The 19,470-nt window shown below is 57.9% G+C and carries 22 protein-coding genes; 10 read left to right on the forward strand and 12 right to left on the reverse strand.

Going from position 1 to position 19,470, the window contains the following annotated elements; genetic code table 11:
- Window positions 1–11: 11 nt before the first annotated feature.
- The gene (locus AC1Z24_RS15670) at window positions 12–1,235 is read right to left on the reverse strand and encodes a zinc-dependent alcohol dehydrogenase (RefSeq protein ID WP_483746634.1); all 1,224 of its coding nucleotides are present in this window, start codon (window positions 1,233–1,235) and stop codon (window positions 12–14) included.
- A gap of 219 nt (window positions 1,236–1,454) precedes the next feature.
- On the opposite strand from AC1Z24_RS15670, the gene AC1Z24_RS15675 reads away from it, so the two are divergent.
- Complete coding sequence (locus tag AC1Z24_RS15675) at window positions 1,455–1,952, forward strand: CinA family protein (protein ID WP_483746442.1); 498 nt, start codon at window positions 1,455–1,457, stop codon at window positions 1,950–1,952.
- A 321-nt stretch (window positions 1,953–2,273) separates the two neighbouring features.
- Here AC1Z24_RS15675 and AC1Z24_RS15680 read toward each other — a convergent pair whose 3' ends face one another.
- From AC1Z24_RS15680 to AC1Z24_RS15710, 7 genes are all read right to left on the reverse strand, one after another.
- A complete protein-coding gene (locus tag AC1Z24_RS15680) occupies window positions 2,274–3,155 on the reverse strand; it encodes a manganese catalase family protein (RefSeq protein ID WP_483746443.1) in 882 nt (293 codons plus the stop codon).
- A gap of 237 nt (window positions 3,156–3,392) precedes the next feature.
- Window positions 3,393–3,668 (reverse strand): DUF1652 domain-containing protein, encoded by a 276-nt coding sequence (locus AC1Z24_RS15685; protein WP_483746444.1) that lies wholly within the window; start codon window positions 3,666–3,668, stop codon window positions 3,393–3,395.
- Window positions 3,669–3,768: 100 nt separating this feature from the next.
- Complete coding sequence (gene cyoD / locus AC1Z24_RS15690; RefSeq protein ID WP_483746445.1) at window positions 3,769–4,107, reverse strand: cytochrome o ubiquinol oxidase subunit IV; 339 nt, start codon at window positions 4,105–4,107, stop codon at window positions 3,769–3,771.
- Window positions 4,107–4,721 carry a cytochrome o ubiquinol oxidase subunit III gene (cyoC, locus tag AC1Z24_RS15695; RefSeq protein WP_483746446.1) on the reverse strand — a complete coding sequence of 205 codons (615 nt, stop codon included), beginning with the start codon at window positions 4,719–4,721 and terminating at the stop codon, window positions 4,107–4,109. The genes cyoD and cyoC overlap by 1 nt, the downstream gene beginning before the upstream one ends.
- Window position 4,722: 1 nt before the next feature.
- Window positions 4,723–6,702: a cytochrome o ubiquinol oxidase subunit I gene (gene cyoB / locus AC1Z24_RS15700; protein ID WP_483746447.1), complete on the reverse strand. Its 1,980-nt coding sequence runs from the start codon at window positions 6,700–6,702 to the stop codon at window positions 4,723–4,725.
- Window positions 6,699–7,619 carry a ubiquinol oxidase subunit II gene (gene cyoA, locus AC1Z24_RS15705; protein WP_483746448.1) on the reverse strand — a complete coding sequence of 307 codons (921 nt, stop codon included), beginning with the start codon at window positions 7,617–7,619 and terminating at the stop codon, window positions 6,699–6,701. Before cyoA ends, cyoB begins: the two co-directional genes overlap by 4 nt.
- A 42-nt stretch (window positions 7,620–7,661) precedes the next feature.
- A complete protein-coding gene (locus tag AC1Z24_RS15710) occupies window positions 7,662–8,009 on the reverse strand; it encodes a metallothionein (RefSeq protein ID WP_483746449.1) in 348 nt (115 codons plus the stop codon).
- 114 nt (window positions 8,010–8,123) lie between these two features.
- Here AC1Z24_RS15710 and AC1Z24_RS15715 point away from each other — a divergent pair, with 114 nt between their 5' ends.
- The 4 genes from AC1Z24_RS15715 to AC1Z24_RS15730 all read left to right on the forward strand — a co-directional run bounded on the left by AC1Z24_RS15715 (window position 8,124) and on the right by AC1Z24_RS15730 (window position 9,945).
- Entirely contained in the window at window positions 8,124–8,441 is a 318-nt protein-coding gene (locus AC1Z24_RS15715; protein WP_483746450.1) for a hypothetical protein, read from the forward strand.
- Between the two features lie 168 nt (window positions 8,442–8,609).
- Window positions 8,610–9,146: a hypothetical protein gene (locus tag AC1Z24_RS15720; RefSeq protein WP_483746451.1), complete on the forward strand. Its 537-nt coding sequence runs from the start codon at window positions 8,610–8,612 to the stop codon at window positions 9,144–9,146.
- A gap of 80 nt (window positions 9,147–9,226) precedes the next feature.
- Entirely contained in the window at window positions 9,227–9,421 is a 195-nt protein-coding gene (locus AC1Z24_RS15725; protein WP_483746452.1) for a hypothetical protein, read from the forward strand.
- A gap of 2 nt (window positions 9,422–9,423) precedes the next feature.
- Window positions 9,424–9,945, forward strand: coding sequence for a cupin domain-containing protein (locus AC1Z24_RS15730; RefSeq protein WP_483746453.1), 522 nt, complete (start codon window positions 9,424–9,426; stop codon window positions 9,943–9,945).
- On the opposite strand, the gene AC1Z24_RS15735 is transcribed toward AC1Z24_RS15730, so the two are convergent.
- Window positions 9,940–10,491 carry an ATP-dependent Clp protease proteolytic subunit gene (locus tag AC1Z24_RS15735; RefSeq protein WP_483746454.1) on the reverse strand — a complete coding sequence of 184 codons (552 nt, stop codon included), beginning with the start codon at window positions 10,489–10,491 and terminating at the stop codon, window positions 9,940–9,942. The two genes, AC1Z24_RS15730 and AC1Z24_RS15735, sit on opposite strands and share 6 nt — an antisense overlap.
- A gap of 66 nt (window positions 10,492–10,557) precedes the next feature.
- On the reverse strand, window positions 10,558–10,737 hold the full coding sequence (locus AC1Z24_RS15740; RefSeq protein ID WP_483746455.1) for a KGG domain-containing protein: 180 nt from the start codon (window positions 10,735–10,737) through the stop codon (window positions 10,558–10,560).
- Window positions 10,738–11,005: 268 nt separating this feature from the next.
- Between AC1Z24_RS15740 and AC1Z24_RS15745 the strand changes: the two genes are divergently transcribed.
- From AC1Z24_RS15745 to AC1Z24_RS15760, 4 genes are all read left to right on the forward strand, one after another.
- A complete protein-coding gene (locus AC1Z24_RS15745) occupies window positions 11,006–11,239 on the forward strand; it encodes a hypothetical protein (protein ID WP_483746456.1) in 234 nt (77 codons plus the stop codon).
- A gap of 262 nt (window positions 11,240–11,501) precedes the next feature.
- Complete coding sequence (locus tag AC1Z24_RS15750) at window positions 11,502–11,711, forward strand: hypothetical protein (protein ID WP_483746457.1); 210 nt, start codon at window positions 11,502–11,504, stop codon at window positions 11,709–11,711.
- 133 nt (window positions 11,712–11,844) lie between these two features.
- Window positions 11,845–13,908, forward strand: coding sequence for a maltose alpha-D-glucosyltransferase (gene treS, locus AC1Z24_RS15755; protein WP_483746458.1), 2,064 nt, complete (start codon window positions 11,845–11,847; stop codon window positions 13,906–13,908).
- Window positions 13,909–13,932: 24 nt separating this feature from the next.
- On the forward strand, window positions 13,933–14,508 hold the full coding sequence (locus tag AC1Z24_RS15760) for a DUF1349 domain-containing protein (RefSeq protein ID WP_483746459.1): 576 nt from the start codon (window positions 13,933–13,935) through the stop codon (window positions 14,506–14,508).
- Here AC1Z24_RS15760 and AC1Z24_RS15765 read toward each other — a convergent pair.
- The gene (locus AC1Z24_RS15765) at window positions 14,505–16,277 is read right to left on the reverse strand and encodes an acyl-CoA dehydrogenase C-terminal domain-containing protein (protein WP_483746460.1); all 1,773 of its coding nucleotides are present in this window, start codon (window positions 16,275–16,277) and stop codon (window positions 14,505–14,507) included. The two genes, AC1Z24_RS15760 and AC1Z24_RS15765, sit on opposite strands and share 4 nt — an antisense overlap.
- Window positions 16,278–16,582: 305 nt before the next feature.
- Between AC1Z24_RS15765 and AC1Z24_RS15770 the strand changes: the two genes are divergently transcribed.
- Entirely contained in the window at window positions 16,583–17,893 is a 1,311-nt protein-coding gene (locus AC1Z24_RS15770) for an MFS transporter (protein ID WP_483746461.1), read from the forward strand.
- 131 nt (window positions 17,894–18,024) lie between these two features.
- On the opposite strand, the gene aldA is transcribed toward AC1Z24_RS15770, so the two are convergent.
- Window positions 18,025–19,458, reverse strand: coding sequence for an aldehyde dehydrogenase (gene aldA, locus AC1Z24_RS15775; protein ID WP_483746462.1), 1,434 nt, complete (start codon window positions 19,456–19,458; stop codon window positions 18,025–18,027).
- Window positions 19,459–19,470 lie beyond the last annotated feature (12 nt).

A 19,470-nucleotide genomic window follows, 5' to 3' on the forward strand; every position in this document is an offset into this window, starting at 1 on the left:
CGATAATGCGCTCACATGGCTGGCGCGCCGGCCAGGGTGTCGGTTTCGGGCACTGCGATATACCGGTCGCCCGGAGTGAGGATTACCTTGCGGCAGTCCTCTTCTTTTTTATCAAAAATCGCGTAGCCCAAGGCCGCGTCCTCAAGTGACATGCGGTGGGTAATGATGGCCTCGGGCGACAGGCGACCAGCTTCGATATGTTGCAAAAGTTCGGGCAGAAAACGCTGCACGTGGGTCTGGCCCATTTTGAAGGTCAACCCTTTGTCGAACGCATCGCCGAACATGAAACCGTGGATGAATCCGGCATATACACCCGGAACGCTGACCGTTCCGCCACGCCGTACGGCAGCGATGCATTGGCGCAAGGCTTTGCCGCTGCTGCCTTCCAGCTTGAGTGTGGTAAGCAGCGTTTCGGTGGTGCTGCCCTTGGCCTCAAAGCCGACGGCATCCACCACGCCATCAACACCACGCATGCCCGGCGTCTGGCGAATGATGGTGTCGGCCGGATCGTCATCCTCGTCGAAATTGATGGGGATTACGCCATAAGTGCTCTGGGCATAGGAGAGACGGTAGGGATGGTGATCAACCATGAAAATGCGTTCGGCCCCCAGCATCCTGGCGCATGCGGCGCTTAACAAGCCCACCGGCCCGGCGCCGAAAATCGCGATGCTCGACCCCTGGCCGATACCGGTATTGCTCACCGCCTGAAAAGCGGTGGGCAAAATGTCCGAGAGAAACAGTACCTTTTCGTCGGCCAGAGTCCCCGGTACTTTGAAGGGGCCGGTATTGGCTTTAGGTACCCTGACGTATTCGGCCTGGCCGCCCGGAATACCGCCGTACAGATGGCTGAAACCGAACAATGCCGCGCCTGGCGGGATGGATTTTTTATTGAGAATCGCGCCGCGCCCGGTATTGGTCGTTTCACAAGCGGCGAACAGATCCTGCTGGCAGAAAAAACACTCACCACAGGCAATGACAAAAGGGATGACCACCCGGTCGCCGCGCTGTACGGCGGTCACGCTTGAACCGGTTTCTTCGACGATGCCCATGAATTCATGGCCGAATATATCGCCATGTTCAGTAGCAGGAATCTTGCCCCGGTACAGATGCAGGTCAGATCCGCAGATGGCTGTGGCGGTGACGCGTAGAATAATATCGTCCGGAGCCTCTATGACCGGGTCCGCAACATTTTCCACTCTGACGTCATGGGCGCCGTGATAGGTGAGTGCTCTCATTATGATTCCTCCATCATCTATAGGGCTGTCTCTCAATAACCCAGAGTGAAGCGCATTCGTTTGGTTCACGATTTCACTCAGGAATAAGATTGACGGTGCGTGCCGCGATGCAACTTATTCAATACGCCCGATTTACAGTAACTAACGACTGTCGGTTGACGTAAAAGCTGTTCGTAACTTGTCCAACCGTGATGCCTTGGAATGATCTGGAGTACAGCAATGTCAGTTGAGGACATCGTTACCTGGTTGAAACAGCAGTCACTACTACTCGCGACGGCGGAATCTTGTACCGCCGGTCGCATTATCGCGTTGCTTGCCGAAGTACCGGAGAGCGGCGCCGTGATCGAGTGTGGTTACGTGGTTTATTCACCTGAAGCAAAACAGCGACTGCTGGGTGTCAGCGCCCGAACCATTGAGTTGTTCAATCTGACCAGTATTGAAGTCGCCAGAGAAATGGCCTTGGGTGCCTTGCATGACAGTCCCGCCAAAGTGGCTATTGCAACTACCGGACTCTGTGGGACCGACGACGTTGACGGTATTCCTGCGGGCACCGTGTGTTTCGCCTGGGCATTTGCCCACGATAAGGGCGTCAGTGTGTTTACCCGGCAGCAACGTTTCTTCGGCGGGCGCGAAACTATGCAACGGGAGGCAGCGCTTCATGCGCTGCGTGCACTGCCCGACTTCCATCGCCGGATATTGGCAGGCGAGCGCGCCTGATCAGTCGTCGCCCAAGCCTGCTCCGCAATGTCTCTGGGTCGTGTGTGTACACGACAGTTATCGCTGTTTTGTCGATTTGGCGTTTTTTGGCAGGTCGTTTGGTAACAGCGTGCCTACCCCAAAGACGTTGACCGCCATGGCCACCTGAAAACTGCGCCTGACATTGCGGGCAGTCGACTCAAAGCTATACAAGCTGGTGGCAAAAGTCGTAACGGGGTCGGGTTTCAGCACATGCGTTGGCCTGTCTTGCATCTTGATCACCTCTGGTTTCGCTAAAACAAAAAGACGCGCAACCGCCCTGGCTGGCGGTCGCGCGGGTCATCAGGCGTCTTTGCCCTGAACCAGGCCCGAACCCAGATCCGCACCGGTCACCGGGTCGGCCGCAGGGTCGGACTGCGTACGCAACTTCATCTGCTCAAGCAATTCGGTTTCTGCGGCCGAAAGGTTGACACTGGCAAGACCATCACCGCCGTCCACGGCAGCCGTCGGGTTCTCAACATATTCCCACTGGTCGCCCTGGTTCCACGGACCGCGCACATTGGGCTCGCCGGACATATTGAAGTACTTGTTGGTGAACTCCGGCATGCCGGGCAGCTTGCCTTGCGGGAAGTTCGGCTGGATGGAGTGCAGCGCCTTTTCAAAGGACAACTGGTGGGCAATTTCCCGAGTCATGAGAAATCCCAGAGCCTCTTTGACGCCGGGATCGTCAGTCACATTCATCAGCCGCTCATAGACAATCTTGGCCCGCGATTCGGCGGCGATGTTGGAACGCATATCGGCAGTCGGTTCACCGATGGTATCGACGTAAGCGGCAGACCAGGGCACTCCGGCGGAATTGGTCAGCGGTGCGCCCGCGCCATATAGCAGGCTGGTGATATGTGAGTCGTTACCGGCGCCATTGATCGCCCTGTACAATTCGCCTTCCTCTTCAACGCCTTCGGCCAATCGGCCCTTAGCGCCTTTATTGAGCATGACGATGATTGAGCCGACGATTTCCAGATGGCTCAGTTCTTCTGTCGCAATGTCCATAAGCAAATCCTTGCGACCTGGATCGTCTTCTGCCAATGCCTGGGTAAAATAACGCCCGGCGGCCGCAAGTTCACCTTGGGCGCCGCCGAATTGTTCCAGCAGCAAGTTGGCCAGGCCTGGATTGGGCTGGGCAACACGCACGGTATATTGCAGGCGTTTGTTATGTAAAAACATAATGTATTCCTCGGCTCAGGTTAAATGCAGTTTATTGATCTGGTTACTGATGGTGCTTACATAGATGGGAGGCGCTGTTGTGAAAAACGATTCGTTTATTTGCAATTACCGCGACGAATGGTTTAGTCAGGAAAGTTCAAGGTTATTGGCAGTAAGTTAGCCAAACGGTCAAAAGGGGCAGGCGTGATAGCGATGACAATAACGCCTGCTCCAGGTAAGACAACAGAGAGTCTGCTGTCAGTACGGCAGCCTTTTTACAGCGGGCGGATGTGACGACGATTGCCCGGCATGAGCCAGTAAGTAGCGTGCCTCACCGACCAGTTCGGCTATGGCCCTGCTGGACAGAAGCGTATCCAGATTGGCCACGGTGCTGACGCAGGCATCAGGTTGATCCTTGCGACATACGCGCAACGTCAACAGACCATCCTGTTCACTGAACTCGCAGCGATCCGGCAGCAGGGCGCGTTCTATCAGATGTTTTATTTCCAGGGGGGACAGACCATAGGCAGACATGAGAAATACCTCAATAAGTCGGCACATTGCATAAGCGCAACTGCCTGCGTGTTTGCGTGGCTGATGGTCTGCACAGCGCCCCAGCCTTCGCGACATCGAATTAATGCGCCAACATGTTGTGGTGAATGCCTTGCATGATCCATAACGACAAACCCACCAGAAGCAAAATAATGATGGCGGAAAAAATAAGCGCGACCCTGTTCCAGCGTTGTTCTGCCGACGTGTTCATGTGCAGGAAATAAGCAAGGTGCACGATTATCTGCACAGCCCCGGCGCTCACTACCAGCCACAGCGTGGCCGAGCGGGGCAGCGAGGGATACATCGCCAGACCGAACGGAATGAGGGTCAGCAGCAGGGAAAGAACGAAGCCGATTTGATAGGAACGGCGGCTGCCATGGCTGGAACCGGCGGTGCTGTGTACAGGACTCTGGGTATACATCAGATCACCCCCAACAGATAAACCACCGTGAAGACGCAGATCCACACCACGTCGAGAAAATGCCAGAACAGGCTCAGACAACTCAGGCGCGTGGTATGGGCAGTGGTCAGGCCGCCTCGCTTGACCTGCCACATCAGCACCGCCATCCATACCAATCCCGTGGCAACGTGGGCGCCATGGGTGCCGACCAGGGTAAAGAAAGCGGTCAGAAATGCGCTGCGATCAGGCCCATAGCCTTCACTGACCAGATGGCTGAACTCGTTGATCTCCATGCCGATAAAACCCAGGCCAAGCAGGAAGGTCACGCCGAGCCAGCGCAGTACGACGCTGGCATCGTCGCGGTTCATGGCCAGCATTGCGTAGCCATACGTGATGCTGCTCAACAGCAGCAGCATCGTTTCGGTCAGTACATAAGGCAGCTCGAAGATATCGATACCTGAAGGCCCGCCCGCCACACTGTCGCGCAATACCGCATAGGTCGCGAACAGCGTGGCAAACAGAATGCAATCGGTCATCAGGTAGATCCAGAAGCCGAACAGCCTCATGGAACCTGCATCCTCGTGCCCCTGCTCGTGGGAGTGGGCAACGTCGCTAGCCAATACCTGCTGGGTCATTTCAGGCCTCCGCCGCTTCTTTCATATGGATCCGCTCAAGGCGCGCGACTTCCGCAGCGGGGATGAAATAATCAGTGTCTTCGTCAGTGCTGCGCACTATCAGGGTCACTACGGTGGCCAGCAACCCGGCGATGGCCAGCCACCAGATATGCCACACCAGGGCGAAACCGCAGATCAGGGTAAAAAAGCTCATGACCAGCCCCGCCGAGGTATTGCGCGGCATGTGAATGCTGCGAAAGTCCGTGTGACTCAGCGTGCTGACGCCACGCTCCTTGATGCCCCAGTAGGCATCGAGGTCGTCGACCCTGGGTTGTTCGGCAAAGTTATAGGGCGGTGGGGGAGAGGCGGTGGCCCATTCAAGGGTGCGGCCATCCCAGGGATCGCCGGTAAGATCGCGGTTCTCATGGCGATGAAGGATGCTCACCAGCAATTGCAGGGCCTGGCAGGCAACGCCGCACAGAATGATCGCGACACCCACCAGCTCCAGCAGCAACCAGGGCCGCCACTCGGGATTATCGAAGTGATTGAGGCGCCGGGTCATGCCCATGAAACCCAATACATAGGACGGCATGAAGGCAAAATAGAAACCCACTAGCCAACACCAGAAAGCCGTGCGCCCCAGTTTGTCGTTGAGCATGAAACCGAAGGCTTTCGGGAACCAGTAGGTCAGCCCGGCCATATAACCAAAGACCGCGCCGCCAATGATCACGTTATGGAAGTGGGCGATCAGAAACAGGCTGTTGTGCAGCATGAAGTCGGCACCGGGAACGGCCAGCAGGACGCCGGTCATACCACCAATACTGAAGGTCGCGATAAACCCCAGGGTCCACAACATGGGCGTAGTAAAACGCACACGGCCGCGGTACATGGTGAACAGCCAGGTGAATATCTTCACGCCGGTGGGCACCGCAATGATCATGGTCATGATGCCGAAGAACGCGTTGACATTGCCGCCCGCACCCATGGTGAAAAAGTGGTGCAGCCAGACAATGAACGACAGCACGGTAATGACAATGGTGGCCCAGACCAGGGAGTGGTAGCCGAACAGGCGCTTCTGACTAAAGGTCGCGGCAATCTCGGAAAATATGCCAAACGCGGGCAGGATCAGGATGTACACCTCGGGATGCCCCCAGGCCCAGATCAGGTTGACGTACATCATCGGGTTGCCGCCGGCTTCATTGGTGAAGAAATGCATGCCCAGATAACGATCTACCGTGAGCATGAACAGCGTCGCCGTCAGGATCGGAAACGCCGCCAGGATCAATACCGAGGTGCACAACGACGTCCAGGTGAACACCGGCATCTTGAACAGGCTCATGCCGGTGGTGCGCATCTTGAGAATAGTCACAAAGAAGTTGACCCCCGTCAGCAGCGTACCGATGCCGGATATCTGCAGCGCCCAGATGTAGTAGTCCACTCCCACACCTGGGCTGTAGGCCAGTTCCGATAGCGGGGGATACGCGACCCAGCCGGTACGGGCAAATTCACCAATCCCCAGGGAAACGTTGACCAATGCGGCACCAGCGACAAACAGCCAGAAGCTCAAGGCATTGAGGAACGGGAAGGCGACATCCCGGGCGCCAATCTGCAGTGGCACGACGACGTTCATCAAGCCGACGACAAAGGGCATGGCCATGAAGAAGATCATGATCACGCCATGGGCGGTAAAGATCTGGTCGTAGTGTTCGGGCGGCAGGTAACCCGGCCCGCCCTCGGCGGCCATGGCCTGCTGGGTGCGCATCATGATCGCATCGGAAAAGCCGCGCAGCAGCATGACCAGAGCGACGACGATATACATCGCGCCGATTTTCTTGTGGTCCACGGAAGTAAACCACTCGCGCCAGAGATAACCCCACGCCTTTTTGTAGGTAATCGCTGCGACCATGCCCAAGCCCATCAGCCCGACCACGGCCAGCGTGTACATGATGATCGGTTCATGCACCGGGATGGCGTCCCATGTCAGCTTGCCGAATAGATTCATTTGCGCTCCTGTGCGACATCGCGGTCCGGCTGGTGGTCGGGCGTCGCCTGCATGGCTTCATGCATGGGCTTGCCTTTGTTCATGCCTTCGTATTTGTCGACAATGTTTTGGAACAGGCCGCTGTCGACCGAGGAGTAATAGGTGACCGGATGGCGCATGCTGGGGCGCGCCAGGTTTTGATAGCTTTCGTGATTCAGGGGGGAAGGGGTTGCACGCACTTTCGCTACCCACTCTTCGAATTGCTGGGCGGTGTCGGCGAACGTGGTGAAATGCATATCCGAGAAACCTGGGCCGTTATAGTTCGCCGCGATGCCGCGAAATTGTCCGGTTTCATTGGCAATCAGATGCAGCTTGGTCTGCATGCCTGCCATGGCGTAAATCTGTCCGCCCAGTGCCGGAATGAAAAACGACGTCATTGCAGCATCCGAGGTAATAGTGAAATTCACCGGCGTATGGACCGGTATGGCCAGTTCATTGACCGATGCGATGCCCAGGTCCGGGTAGATGAACAGCCACTTCCAGTCCGTGGCGACCACCTGCACATTGATCGGTTCGACCTGTGAGTCCAGTGGCTTGTAGGGGTCCAGGGAGTGTGTGGTTTTCCACGTCACCAGACTGAGAATCACGATAATCACCAAAGGGAAGCCCCACACCACCGCTTCGATCTTGTGGGAACTGGCCCAGCGCGGCGTATAAACGGCCTGCTTGTTGGTTGACCTGTAACGGTAGGCAAAGGCAAACATCATTACGATCACTGGAATGACGACGAGCAACATTAAGGCAGTGGCCAGAATGATCAGATTGCGTTCATCCGTGGCGATCTGGCCTTTGGGGTTGAAAACCACCAGATTGCAGCCCGGCAATAACCCGCTGACAGCCGCGATGAAAAGGACACGAGAAAGGTGCTGTAAGCGCATGTGAAATTCCCGGGCAGTGTCGATGAAAGCAACGCCATGACGTCAGGAGCGCAGCGACTCGGACTCCGCGTCCCGGTCCACGTTTGCTTCGCAGTGACAGGTCGGTGAAGGGCATGACGCACCGTCCGGATGTGTGTCTGCGCAGGCCTCGCTGCAAAACAGTTGGCCATTACGTTCAGCACGCATGTGTTCATCGATAGTGCATGTGCAACCTGGGCAGGCGCATTGGATGGGGGTATCGGCAGGCATGGCCATCTCTCCTTGAGGTATCAGAGACCCGCTGCATTTGCGGCGGGTATTAACGCCTTTGAAGAGAGGGCGACTCGTTGGTTTTATAAATAATAAACATGGCCGACGAATGGCACTAACAAGCGAAGCGGTAGTTGTCATGACGCTGTTTTTCGAGTGTCAGCCGACGTATAGCCGCAACTAATAAATGAAGGTGGGCTTTAATTAACCTGCTGCCATGAATGTTCGTGTACAGACGGATGGAGGACCACAATCATGCAGGCCAGAGGCAAAGTATTCGACAACTGGAGCGCAACCCAGACAGAGGAAGAGGCGTATGCCGAGACCCTGGAGAACGGCTGCTTCATTGATGTGCGGGCACGGAAGATACCGCCCACCGCCGTTCAGTTACTGGTAAGCGTCTATGCGGCCGACGGTACGGCTGTCTACGAGCACGTAACGACGCTGCAAGCCAGGGAGTGGAACGTTCAGGACGCGCTGCAACGAGGGATCGACCAGGCCGAGCGTATTGCCGGGGGAGAGGGCGGTCGGCTGCCCTGCGCCGATGGCGACCGACCCTTGCCCCGCAAGTAACAGGCGGCGGGTATTTGCGTTGCGCCAGCGCCAGGTGCCACTTGCCTTAACGGCAGAACAAGAAATCCCGCTTGCCGGGCCACGGATCGATTCGCGGCGAACTAACGATGTCAGGCCCGGTCCGTTGAGTCTCTATTGGTATTCGCATCACACAGGTAACCCATCGCCTTGCCCAGAATTCTTACTCATGCTGCCGATGAAACTGAGCTGACTGAACACAACGCGAAGATGTTCGGTTCCCCCAAAGAGCGCCTGGATTTTTATCGTCGGGAAATCCAGTACGAAACCAGTATCCTGGCCAATCGGACCGACGCCTACCTCGCAGCCCAGTCGTTTCTGGTCATCGCCTTTACCTCGTCCATGGGTAATCTCAACCCGGAATGGGGCAAGCTTTTCACGCTGGTCGTGCCGGCGATGCTGGCATTGCTCGGCATTCTCAGCTCCCTGAATGCCTGGCCGGGCATCCGCGCCGCTTATGAAATCATCGATCACTGGCATTACAAGCAAGCCAATCTGTTGCAAAGCGAACCGCTGATGGGGCTGGCCTATGATGAGTCGCCGCTGTTCAGCGAGCGTGAGTCAACCCACAAGGGGTACCGAAAATCCCTGCTTTTTTCGCTGCGCACGCCGTGGATTTTCGCGGTGTTCTGGTCGTTACTCGGAGTCTGGTCGTTGTATATCCAGTTTGGTAATCCTGGGGCTTGAGCCTCAGATGGAACCCGGAAAAAAAGATGAAGGTCTACCGATCAATGGCCCCAGGGCCCGGTAAGCCAAGGAGAACGATCATGAACAATGGCAAAACCCCGCAGGAAAACCCGAACCCGCACACCCTGCCGGGTGAGGTAGAGCGCGCCAACGACGCTCTGCGATCCAACGATCCTGGCAAGGGGCAACGTGACTCCACTGCACAATCGGTGGGTAAGGAGGAGGTTCACCGGCAACAGAAGAAAAAAGCTCAAGAGCAACCCAGAGACCAGTGATCATGAAGAGAGCGCAACCCCAGACGCTATGGTTCAGCGACGACGGAGTGATCCCCAACAGCCAGTTCCCGGTGTTGCTGTACCGTGAAGTGCCATTGCTTTCGAAAGACAAGGCAGCAGGGCTGGAACAGTTGTTCAACGAGCATGACTGGCCTGCGCAATGGCGCGCACAGGTGTTCGACTATCATCATTACCACTCCACTGCCCATGAGGTGGTCGGCGTTGCCAGAGGGCATGCCCGGCTGCTACTGGGCGGCCCGTCCGGTCAGGAGATCGAAGTAAGCGAAGGGGATGTATTGGTGCTACCCGCAGGTACCGGTCATTGCAGCCTTGAACAGAGCGACGACTTCCTGGTGGTCGGCGCTTATCCGCGAGGGCAGGACAACTACGATATTCAAAAGGCCGAACTCGCCAATCACCAACCGTCGCTGCAACGTATCGCCCAAGTGGCGCTCCCTGATGCTGATCCGGTCGAGGGGCGAGCCGGTGCGTTGATGTCCGTTTGGGGGGCAGTAACACTATGAATGAATCACGCTGTTGACGCATTCACCGCTGAGGGTCGGCTGCTCGATGGCGTGGATCATCCCGCAATCCAGCGCTTGGCGGGGATCCAGAATGCGCGGTGCCGCAGTCAGATATTTCTCGATATCCAGCGGCTCCCGGGCAGCGCTGGTGCGCTCGGCGACAATGCGTGCATACAGTTGCAAGTCGTAGTCCAGGCTCATGGCGTACTCGGACATCCGCGCATGATCGACCGAACCATTCAAGTGCCAATGAAAGGGATGAAAGAGGAACTTGCTATGGGGGCAGGCGGTTCTATGTCGACCCGCGAGGAAGATAATGTTGCCCATGGATTCGACAGTACCCAGATTATGGGTATGCACCGGTATGGGCAAAGACAGCAGGAAATTGTAGAGGGTAAACCCGTAGCTGCATTCGCCGCCCATGGTTGCGATATTGACGATCAATTGCGAGGCGTTCTGGTGGATGGCGTTTGATGCCTTGTCGATCAGTTGGCCGCAAGTCGTGGAATTGATCGGCGCGGTGAAGTTGATGATATGGGTCGTCATGATCAGCACCTGTCCACTGCATCGGGCTGAAAGGAGGGGCGGCGGGGCCGCCCCGGTCATCAGCGCTTAGGATTGGCGGCCGCCGCCGTGGCCGGTTTGTCCGCCTTTCTTGCCTGCGTCGGAGGCCTTTTGCCGGTCATTGGCAAAGCCGCTGCCCGAAGATGACTGGCCGCCTTTTTTGCCGGCTTCTGAAGCTTTCTCGCGATCGTTGGAAAAATTGCCTGGGTTTTTGTTACCAGTAGTCATGATAGCTCTCCAATATCAACTGAGTTTTAATTTGCCGTTATCACTAACGGACACTTATTCCGATAAGGGACAGGCGGAAAATGTTCTCAGAGATTCCTGCAAGGCCGACGAGTGGTTGAGCGGATGGATACTATAGGCAGGGACTATTTATCGGGAGGGGTTGATTGCATTTGGAGAGTTGAACATTATGTTTATAGTGGCATGAAACGATGCCGATCAAATGATGACGATCGACTGTTCCATCTAATAATAAAAAGCGAGGCGTTCCATGAGTTGCCTGATTTGTGCGGGGCCGGCAGAGCGAATTTTTTGCGCGGACAGCTGGGAAGAATGTAAATGTCCGCAGTGCGGGCATTACCGGATTTCTGATTCACTGGTTCTGGCGTTAATGGAACAGGGCCAAATATTCGATATCGCCAAGGCCCGGGAATGGTTGGCGATGAAGAGAGTTCATTGTGCGGTGCCGGGTATCGAGTCCGTGGACGGGTTGCTGCATTCCTGACTTTTGTGGCGTGGGGGCACACTGCGATAGGCAGTCTTCTGTAACCTGCATTCGCTCCCACAGATTCTCTCCCGCCCGTTCAGTATTGAATGCTCTTGTGGACCTGCGCCATGTCGCAAATCTTCAATCATTCGTGCAACGCCTCCAACTCCCTCGGCGTACCTGACCGCTAGCATGAGCCTGTACCGGCCCGTTCGAGGAAGCGCTATGGGGCGGCGAGGTCACCCGTACCGCCGATATCTTCCAGGGCATCACCCAGGATATGGACGAGATCATCGACCATAATCTGCAGATCGCCTCGGCCACCGAACAGCAGGCGCAAGTGGTTGAAGGGGTGGAGCGCAATACCCTGGAGATCCGCAGCCTCAGCGAAGGCAATGCCAGCGAGGCGCGACATACCGTGCGGGTCAGCAACGAGGTGGCTGGCATGACCCGGGAGGTGCATCGGTTGATCGCCCATTTCAAGGTCTAGACAGCACCTTCATGGAAATTCCATGCAACGATTGCGCACTCGCGGGCTCATATGCACACGACCTGCGCCGTTCGTTCCGCGATGATTGCTTAGTGCGACGGCCCGATGTACTGGACTGCGAGTGAATGTGCTTATGACGACGGACAAGGATTACGTGGCATGGCTGGTTGAACAATCCATGCTCAATGCCGCCCGACAGCGGACTCGCCTGTATTCCGGGCAAGGAAGATTATGGCAACGGCCCTTCGCACAAACCCGGCCGCGGGACGCCTCAGCACTGGCCTCGGTATGGTTCACCGCTTATCCCGCCTCGATCATCACCAGCGAAGGCGGCACGGTCCTGCAGGCCCTGGGCGATGAAAGTCTGTGGCATGCGCTGTCGGAAATCGGCATCCAGGGCATTCATAACGGCCCGCTGAAAACCTCCGGCGGGCTCAAGGGCCGCGAACATACGCCGACCATCGACGGCAATTTCGATCGCATCAGCTTCGGCATCGATCCGCAACTGGGCACCGAAGAACAGTTGCAGAACCTGACCCGAATCGCCGCCGCGCATAATGCGGTGATCATCGATGACGTGATTCCTTCCCATACCGGCAAGGGTGCGGATTTCCGTCTGGCCGAGATGGCCTACGAGGACTATCCCGGTCTCTACCACATGGTGGAAATCCGCGAGGAAGACTGGCCGCTACTGCCCGACGTCGAGCCGGGGCGTGACGCGCAGAACCTCAGCCCGCTGCAGGTCGATGCCCTGCGCGACAAGCATTACATCGTCGGCCAGTTGCAGCGGGTGATTTTCTTCGAACCCGGCGTAAAGGAAACCGACTGGAGTACCACACCCGTGGTCATCGGCGTCGATGGCAAACCGCGGCGCTGGGTCTACTTGCATTACTTCAAGGAAGGCCAGCCCTCGCTGAACTGGCTTGACCCCAGTTTCGCCGCGCAACAAATGATCATTGGCGACGCCCTGCATGCGGTCGATGTGATGGGCGCAAAAATCCTGCGCCTGGACGCCAACGGCTTCCTTGGCGTCGAGCGCAAGCTCGATGGCACGGCCTGGTCAGAAAGCCATCCGCTGTCCATTACTGGCAACCAGTTGATTGGCGGGGCGATCCGCAAGGCTGGCGGCTTCAGCTTCCAGGAGCTGAACCTGACCATCGACGATATCGCTTCGATGTCCCATGGCGGCGCGGATCTGTCCTATGACTTCATCACCCGTCCGGCCTATCAGCATGCGCTGTTGATGGGCGATGCCGAGTTCCTGCGCCTGATGCTGCGCCAGGTCCACGCCTACGGCATTGACCCGGCCTCACTGATCCACGCCCTGCAAAACCATGACGAGCTGACCCTGGAACTGGTGCATTTCTGGACCCTGCATGCCCATGACACCTTCATGTATCAGGGCCAGACCTTCCCCGGCAATATCCTGCGCGAGCATATCCGCGAGCAAATGTACGAACGTCTGGCCGGTGAGCACGCACCCTACAACCTGAAATTTGTCACCAATGGCGTGTCCTGCACCACCGTCAGCATCATCACGGCAGCCTTGGGTATACGGGATTTGCAGGCGATCAAACCGGCGGATATCCCGCAGATTCGCCAGTTGCACCTTCTATTGGTGATGTTCAACGCCATGCAGCCGGGCGTGTTTGCCTTGTCCGGATGGGATTTAGTGGGTGCTCTGCCGCTTCCGGCGGAACAGGTCGCTGACCTGATGCTTGATGGCGACACCCGCTGGATCCACCGTGGCGCCTACGATCTGGTTGACCTCGACCCCGATGCGATTATCTCGGCAGGCCAGATGCCCAAGGCGCAGAACCTGTACGGCAGCTTGCCGGAGCAGTTGAAAGATCCGGAATCCTTCGCCTCGCAGCTGAAGAAAATCCTCGCTGTGCGCCGGGCCTATGACATTGCCGCGAGTCGTCAGGTATTGATTCCGGACGTCCAGCATCCCGGCCTGTTGATCATGGTCCACGAACTGCCGGCCGGGAAGGGCATGCAGATCACCGCCCTGAACTTCAGCGCCGAGCCCATCACCGAAACCTTGCACCTGCCGGATATCGGCCATGGTCTGGTGGTGGATATCATCAACGAGAGGGTCGAGGGTGACCTGACCGCCGAGGGCGAGTTCACCATTGACCTTGCACCTTATGAAGGTTTGGCGTTAAGGATTGTCAGCACGTCGCCCATGAGTTGAGCGGGGCTATTTCAGGGAGATCATATGTACGACGAATATGAATGGCTTAACGAACCGAAAAGCTGGTCGATGCGTGGCGACCAGCTCACTTGGACCACCGACGCTGCCACCGATTTCTGGCGCGAGACCCACTATGGTTTTGTCCGGGACTCCGGGCATTTCTACGGGGTCAGGACCGGTCCTGAATTCACCGCCCAGGCCAAGGTTTCTGCTGATTTCAGAGCACTCTATGATCAGGCCGGGCTGATGGTGCGCATCGATGCCGAGCATTGGGTGAAGATCACTATCGAGGTCAATGACGGTGTGCCGTATCTCAGTACGGTCGTCACTGATGGCGTGTCCGACTGGTCTACCGGCCTGTTCAATGGCGATACGGCGGGGTTCTGGCTGCGCGTGACTGTGCAAAACGGTGTGCTCAAGGTCCAGGCCTCGACCGATGGCGAGCATTGGCCGCTGATTCGCCTGGCGCCATTTCCCCAGGCCGAGCAGTACTGGATCGGGCCCATGGCCTGTACTCCGGAGCGTGGGGGCCTGCAGGTGACATTCAGCGAGGTCAGCGTGACCGCGCCGAATGGTAAGTCACTGCACGATCTGACTTAGAACTGCTCGGCCTCCAGCGCATACAACGACTCACTGCCGCTGCGGATACCAGCCTCCAGGCTGTCGATCCGCGGCAGCAAGCGTGCGTAGAAGAACGCCGCTGTGGCCCTTTTGGCGCCGTAGAAACCTTCGTCGTCGGTGATTTTCTCTTCGGCGAGCCCCGCCATGCGTGCCCACAGGTAGGCGTAGCTGACATAACCGAAGAAGTGCAGGTATTCCACGCAACTGCTGCTGACGATATTCGGCTCGATCACGGCCCGTTCCCTGAGCCAGTCGCTGAGGTCGGTCAAGCGTTGCACCGCTGCCAGCAATTGCCCGGCGTACGGCGAGGCGCTGCACTGGGCATAGTCGCGAATCTCACTGGCAAAGATGCTCAGCGCCGCGCCGCCATTGCCCAGCACCTTACGCCCGAGCAAGTCCAGCGCCTGGATACCGTTGGTGCCTTCATAAATCTGCGCAATACGCACATCCCGAACCAACTGCTCCTGACCCCATTCGCGAATGTAGCCGTGGCCGCCGAATATCTGCTGGCCGTGGACGCAGGTTTCCAGGCCGATATCGGTAAAAAACGCCTTGGCCACCGGCGTCAGCAGCGCCACCAGGGACTCGGCGCGCAAGCGCTCTTCAGGATCAGCAGTGAATTTGGCCAGGTCCAGCTGTTGTGCGACATAACAGGCAAAGGCGCGACCACCTTCGGTCATGGCTTTCATGGTCAGCAGCATGCGCCGCACATCGCCGTGGACGATAATCGGATCAGCAATCTTGCTCTTGGCCACGGGGCCACTGGCCGAGCGGCTTTGCAGGCGTTCCTTGGCGTAAGTGCGGGCGTTCTGATAGGACACCTCACCGCAGCCCAGACCCTGGATACCGATGGACAGGCGTTCGTAGTTCATCATGGTGAACATCGCCGCCAGCCCGCGATTACTCTCGCCGATCAGCCAGCCAGTGGCGCCGTCAAAGTTCATCACACAGGTGGCCGAGGCCTTGATGCCCATCTTGTGCTCGACGGAGCCGCAACCCAAGGCATTGGCCGTACCGAGGGAACCGTCCTCGTTGACCTGCACCTTGGGCACCAGAAACAGCGAAATACCCTTGGGGCCGGCAGGCGCATCGGGCAGCTTGGCCAATACCAGGTGGATGATGTTTTCCGTCAGGTCCTGCTCGCCGCCGGTGATGAAGATCTTGCTGCCGGTGATGCGATAACTGCCATTTGCCTGGGGTTCGGCGCGGGTACGGATCAGGCCCAGATCGGTGCCAGCGTGGGCTTCAGTCAGGCACATGGAACCGGCCCAGCGACCTTCATACATGGGCGGCAGGAAGCGCGCCTTGAGTTCTTCGCTGGCATGGGCATCAATGGCCAGGCAGGCGCCGGAGCTGAGCGCCGAATACAGCGCGAAACTGCTGTTTGCGGCGTAGAGCATTTCCTCGAACAGCACGGCAAGCATCTTCGGCGAGCCCATGCCGCCGAAATCTGGATTGCCGCTGAGCCCGACCCAGCCACCTTCGATATAAGTGGCATAGGCCTGGCGAAAGCCCTTGGGCGTGCTGACTTTGCCATCCTGCCAGTGCACACCTTCCTCGTCACCGCTGCGATTGAGCGGCGCCAGCAGGCCTGCAGTGACCTTCGCCGCCTCCTCAAGAATCGCATCGGCGGTCTCGGCGTCCATCCGTTCTGCCAGGGCGGGCAACCTTTGCCAAAGCGCCGGGGCGTCGAACAGTTCGTTGAGCACGAAGCGCATGTCACGCAGTGGCGCGTTGAATTCGGGCATTACAGGGCCTCCGTTGCGGTGGGTCGTTGGCTTTAATCAGCGATAGCCGTCAGACATGACTCAATAGGATAGGTGAATTAATGAATTCAACCCGCCCATGGTGATCGGTTGGCTGGTCAGTATTGGACAGTGGCGCAGGTTGCCTGAGCCCACGGCGATCATGAATGTTGTTCAACGGCACAGCGCAAAGGCGTAATTGCTGTGCCCCCGTACAAAGACACTTGCGCCGGGCTGGCCGAAACTTCAGGGTGGATCGACGTTATCCTCCCCGCACCACCAAAATCATAATAAATAGAGAGAACGCCATGTCACACAGCGCCGCTGCCGTTCAGGCAACCGATGACGACAAGAATGCCGTCTATAAACGCATCACCCTGCGTCTCATCCCGTTTATTTTCATCTGTTACCTGTTCAATTATCTGGACCGGGTCAACGTCGGCTTCGCCAAACTGCAAATGCTCGATGCCTTGAAGTTCAGCGAAACGGTCTACGGCCTTGGCGCCGGGATCTTCTTCATCGGCTACGTGCTGTGCGGCGTGCCCAGCAACCTGGCGCTGAACAAGTTCGGCCCGCGGCGCTGGATTGCCCTGATGATGATCACCTGGGGCGTGCTTTCTACCTGTCTGCTGTTTGTCAGTACCCCTGCGCATTTCTACACGCTGCGCCTGTTTACCGGGGCGGCAGAAGCCGGATTCTTCCCGGGCGTGGTGCTGTATCTCTCGCAGTGGTTCCCGACGTTCCGCCGCGGCCGGATCATGGCCCTGTTCATGTCGGCGATTCCGGTTTCCGGCCTGCTGGGCAGCCCGTTCTCCGGCTGGATCCTCAACCATTTCGCCTCGGGACAGGGCGGTCTGGCCGGCTGGCAGTGGATGTTCCTGCTGCAAGGCATCCCCACCGTGATCCTCGGCGCCCTGGCGTTCTTCCTGCTCAGCGACAGCTTCGCCAGCGCCAAATGGCTCAGCGCCCATGAGCGTGAGGTGCTGGAAGCCGATCAGGCAACCGACCTGGACAACAAACCCAAGACCACCAGTGATTCCCTGGCGGCGGTATTCCGCAACCCGGCGATCTGGGCCTTTGGTCTGATCTACTTTTGCATCCAGAGCGGCGTCTACGCCATCAACTTCTGGCTGCCGTCGATCATCAAGAACATGGGCTTCGCCGATAACCTGGTAATTGGCTGGCTGAGCGCGATTCCTTATCTGTTGGCTGCGGTGTTCATGCTGCTGGTGGGGCGCTCGGCCGACCTGCGTAAAGAGCGTCGCTGGCATCTGGTGGTGCCCATGCTGATGGGTGCTGTGGGCCTGCTGATTGCGGTGAATTTCGCCACCACACCGGCCATCGCCATCCTCGGCCTGACCATCGCCACCATGGGCGCGCTCACTGGTCTGCCGATGTTCTGGCCGGTGCCGACCGCCATGCTTAGTGCGGGCGCAGCCGCAGGTGGTCTGGCGTTGATCAATTCCATGGGCCAGATGGCTGGCTTCCTCAGCCCGTACCTGGTGGGTTTCGTCAAGGACGCTACCGGCTCCACGGACGTGGCGCTGTACCTGTTGGCGGCGGTGATCATTGGCGGGAGCGTGCTGGCGTTGCGCATGACCCGAACATTGCGGGTTTAATACCGTTTTACCGTTGGTGAAGCTTTTCTGTGGGACCGGCTTTAGCCGGGAATACGTGGGTGAATCGATACATTTCTATCGTCTGTCACCGCGTCTTTGCGGCTGAAGCCGGTCCCACAATGTTTTACGCGTCACGCCTGGATATAGACCACATGAGTATGGGTGTACTCATACAACCCATGCTTGCCATCCGCGCCGCCCACGCCGGATTTGCGCACGCCGGCATGGAAGCCCTGCATGGCCTCGAAGTTTTCCCGGTTGATATAGGTTTCGCCGAAATCGATCTCGCGAATCGCGTACATCGCCTTGCTCAGGTCACGGGTGTACAGCGATGACGTCAGGCCGTACTCGCAGTCGTTGGCCAGGGCGATGGCTTCGTCGAGGTCGTCGACTATCTGGATCGGCAGCACCGGGCCGAAGATCTCCTTGCGCATGATCTCCATATCGGCGCTGCAGCCTGCCAATACCGTCGGTTGATAGTGGAAACCCTGGCCGAGATCGGCGACCTGGCCGCCGGTGATCAGGGACGCGCCTTGTTCCTGGGCTTTCCTGACCTTGGCCGCCACGCTGTCCAGACCCTGACGATTGATCAACGGGCCCATCTCCACTGACGCATCAGCCAGCGGGTCGCCATAACGGGTCGCGGCCATGGCGGTGCTGATTTTCTCGATAAACTGATCGGCCACCTTGCGCTCGACGTAGACCCGCTCGGCGCAGTTGCAGACTTGCCCGGTATTGATGATCCGCGAGTCACGAATGGCTTTCACCGCCAGTTCCAGATCGGCGTCCGCCAATACGATGGCCGGAGCCTTGCCGCCCAGCTCCAGATTGAGCTTGGTGATGTTGGGCGCGGCGGCGCTCATGATCCGCGCGCCGGTTTCAACGCTGCCGGTGAAGCTGATCATATTCACTTGTTCATGGGCGGACAGGGCCGCACCCACCCGGCCGTCGCCGCAGACCACGTTGAACACACCGGCAGGCAGGTCGGTTTCTGCGACCAGGCGGGCGAATTCGAAGCAGTTATTCGGGGTTTCTTCGCTGGGCTTGATGACGATGGTATTGCCGGTCACCAAAGCGGGCGCCATCTTGCGTGCGATCAAAAAGAACGGAAAGTTCCACGGCAGAATCCCGGCCACTACGCCCAAGGGCTTGCGGAACATGAAGATATTCTCGCCGGGGCGGTCACTGGTGATGATCTCGCCTTCAATGCGACGCGCCCATTCGGCCATGTAGTCGAGATAATCGGCGGTGAAATTCACCTCCACCTCGGCCAGGCCATAAGTCTTGCCCTGTTCCAGGGTAATGGTGCGGGCCAGATGGGCAACGTTTTCCCGCAGTTTGCTCGCGATCTGGCGCAGGAAGCCGGCGCGCTCAATCGCCGGGCGCCGGGCCCAGGCCGATTGTGCGGCGCGAGCGGCGGCCAGGGCGCGGTCTACTTGTTCGGCATCGGAGGCGGGAACCTGGGCCAGTACTGCGCCGGTTGCCGGATTGAGCACATCAAAATGTTCGGAACTGGGGACGAACTCACCGTTGATATAGTTTTTGTACACGGGTACAGAGGTCATGGTCGAGCTCCT

Source organism: Pseudomonas sp. JL23 (assembly GCF_056933585.1).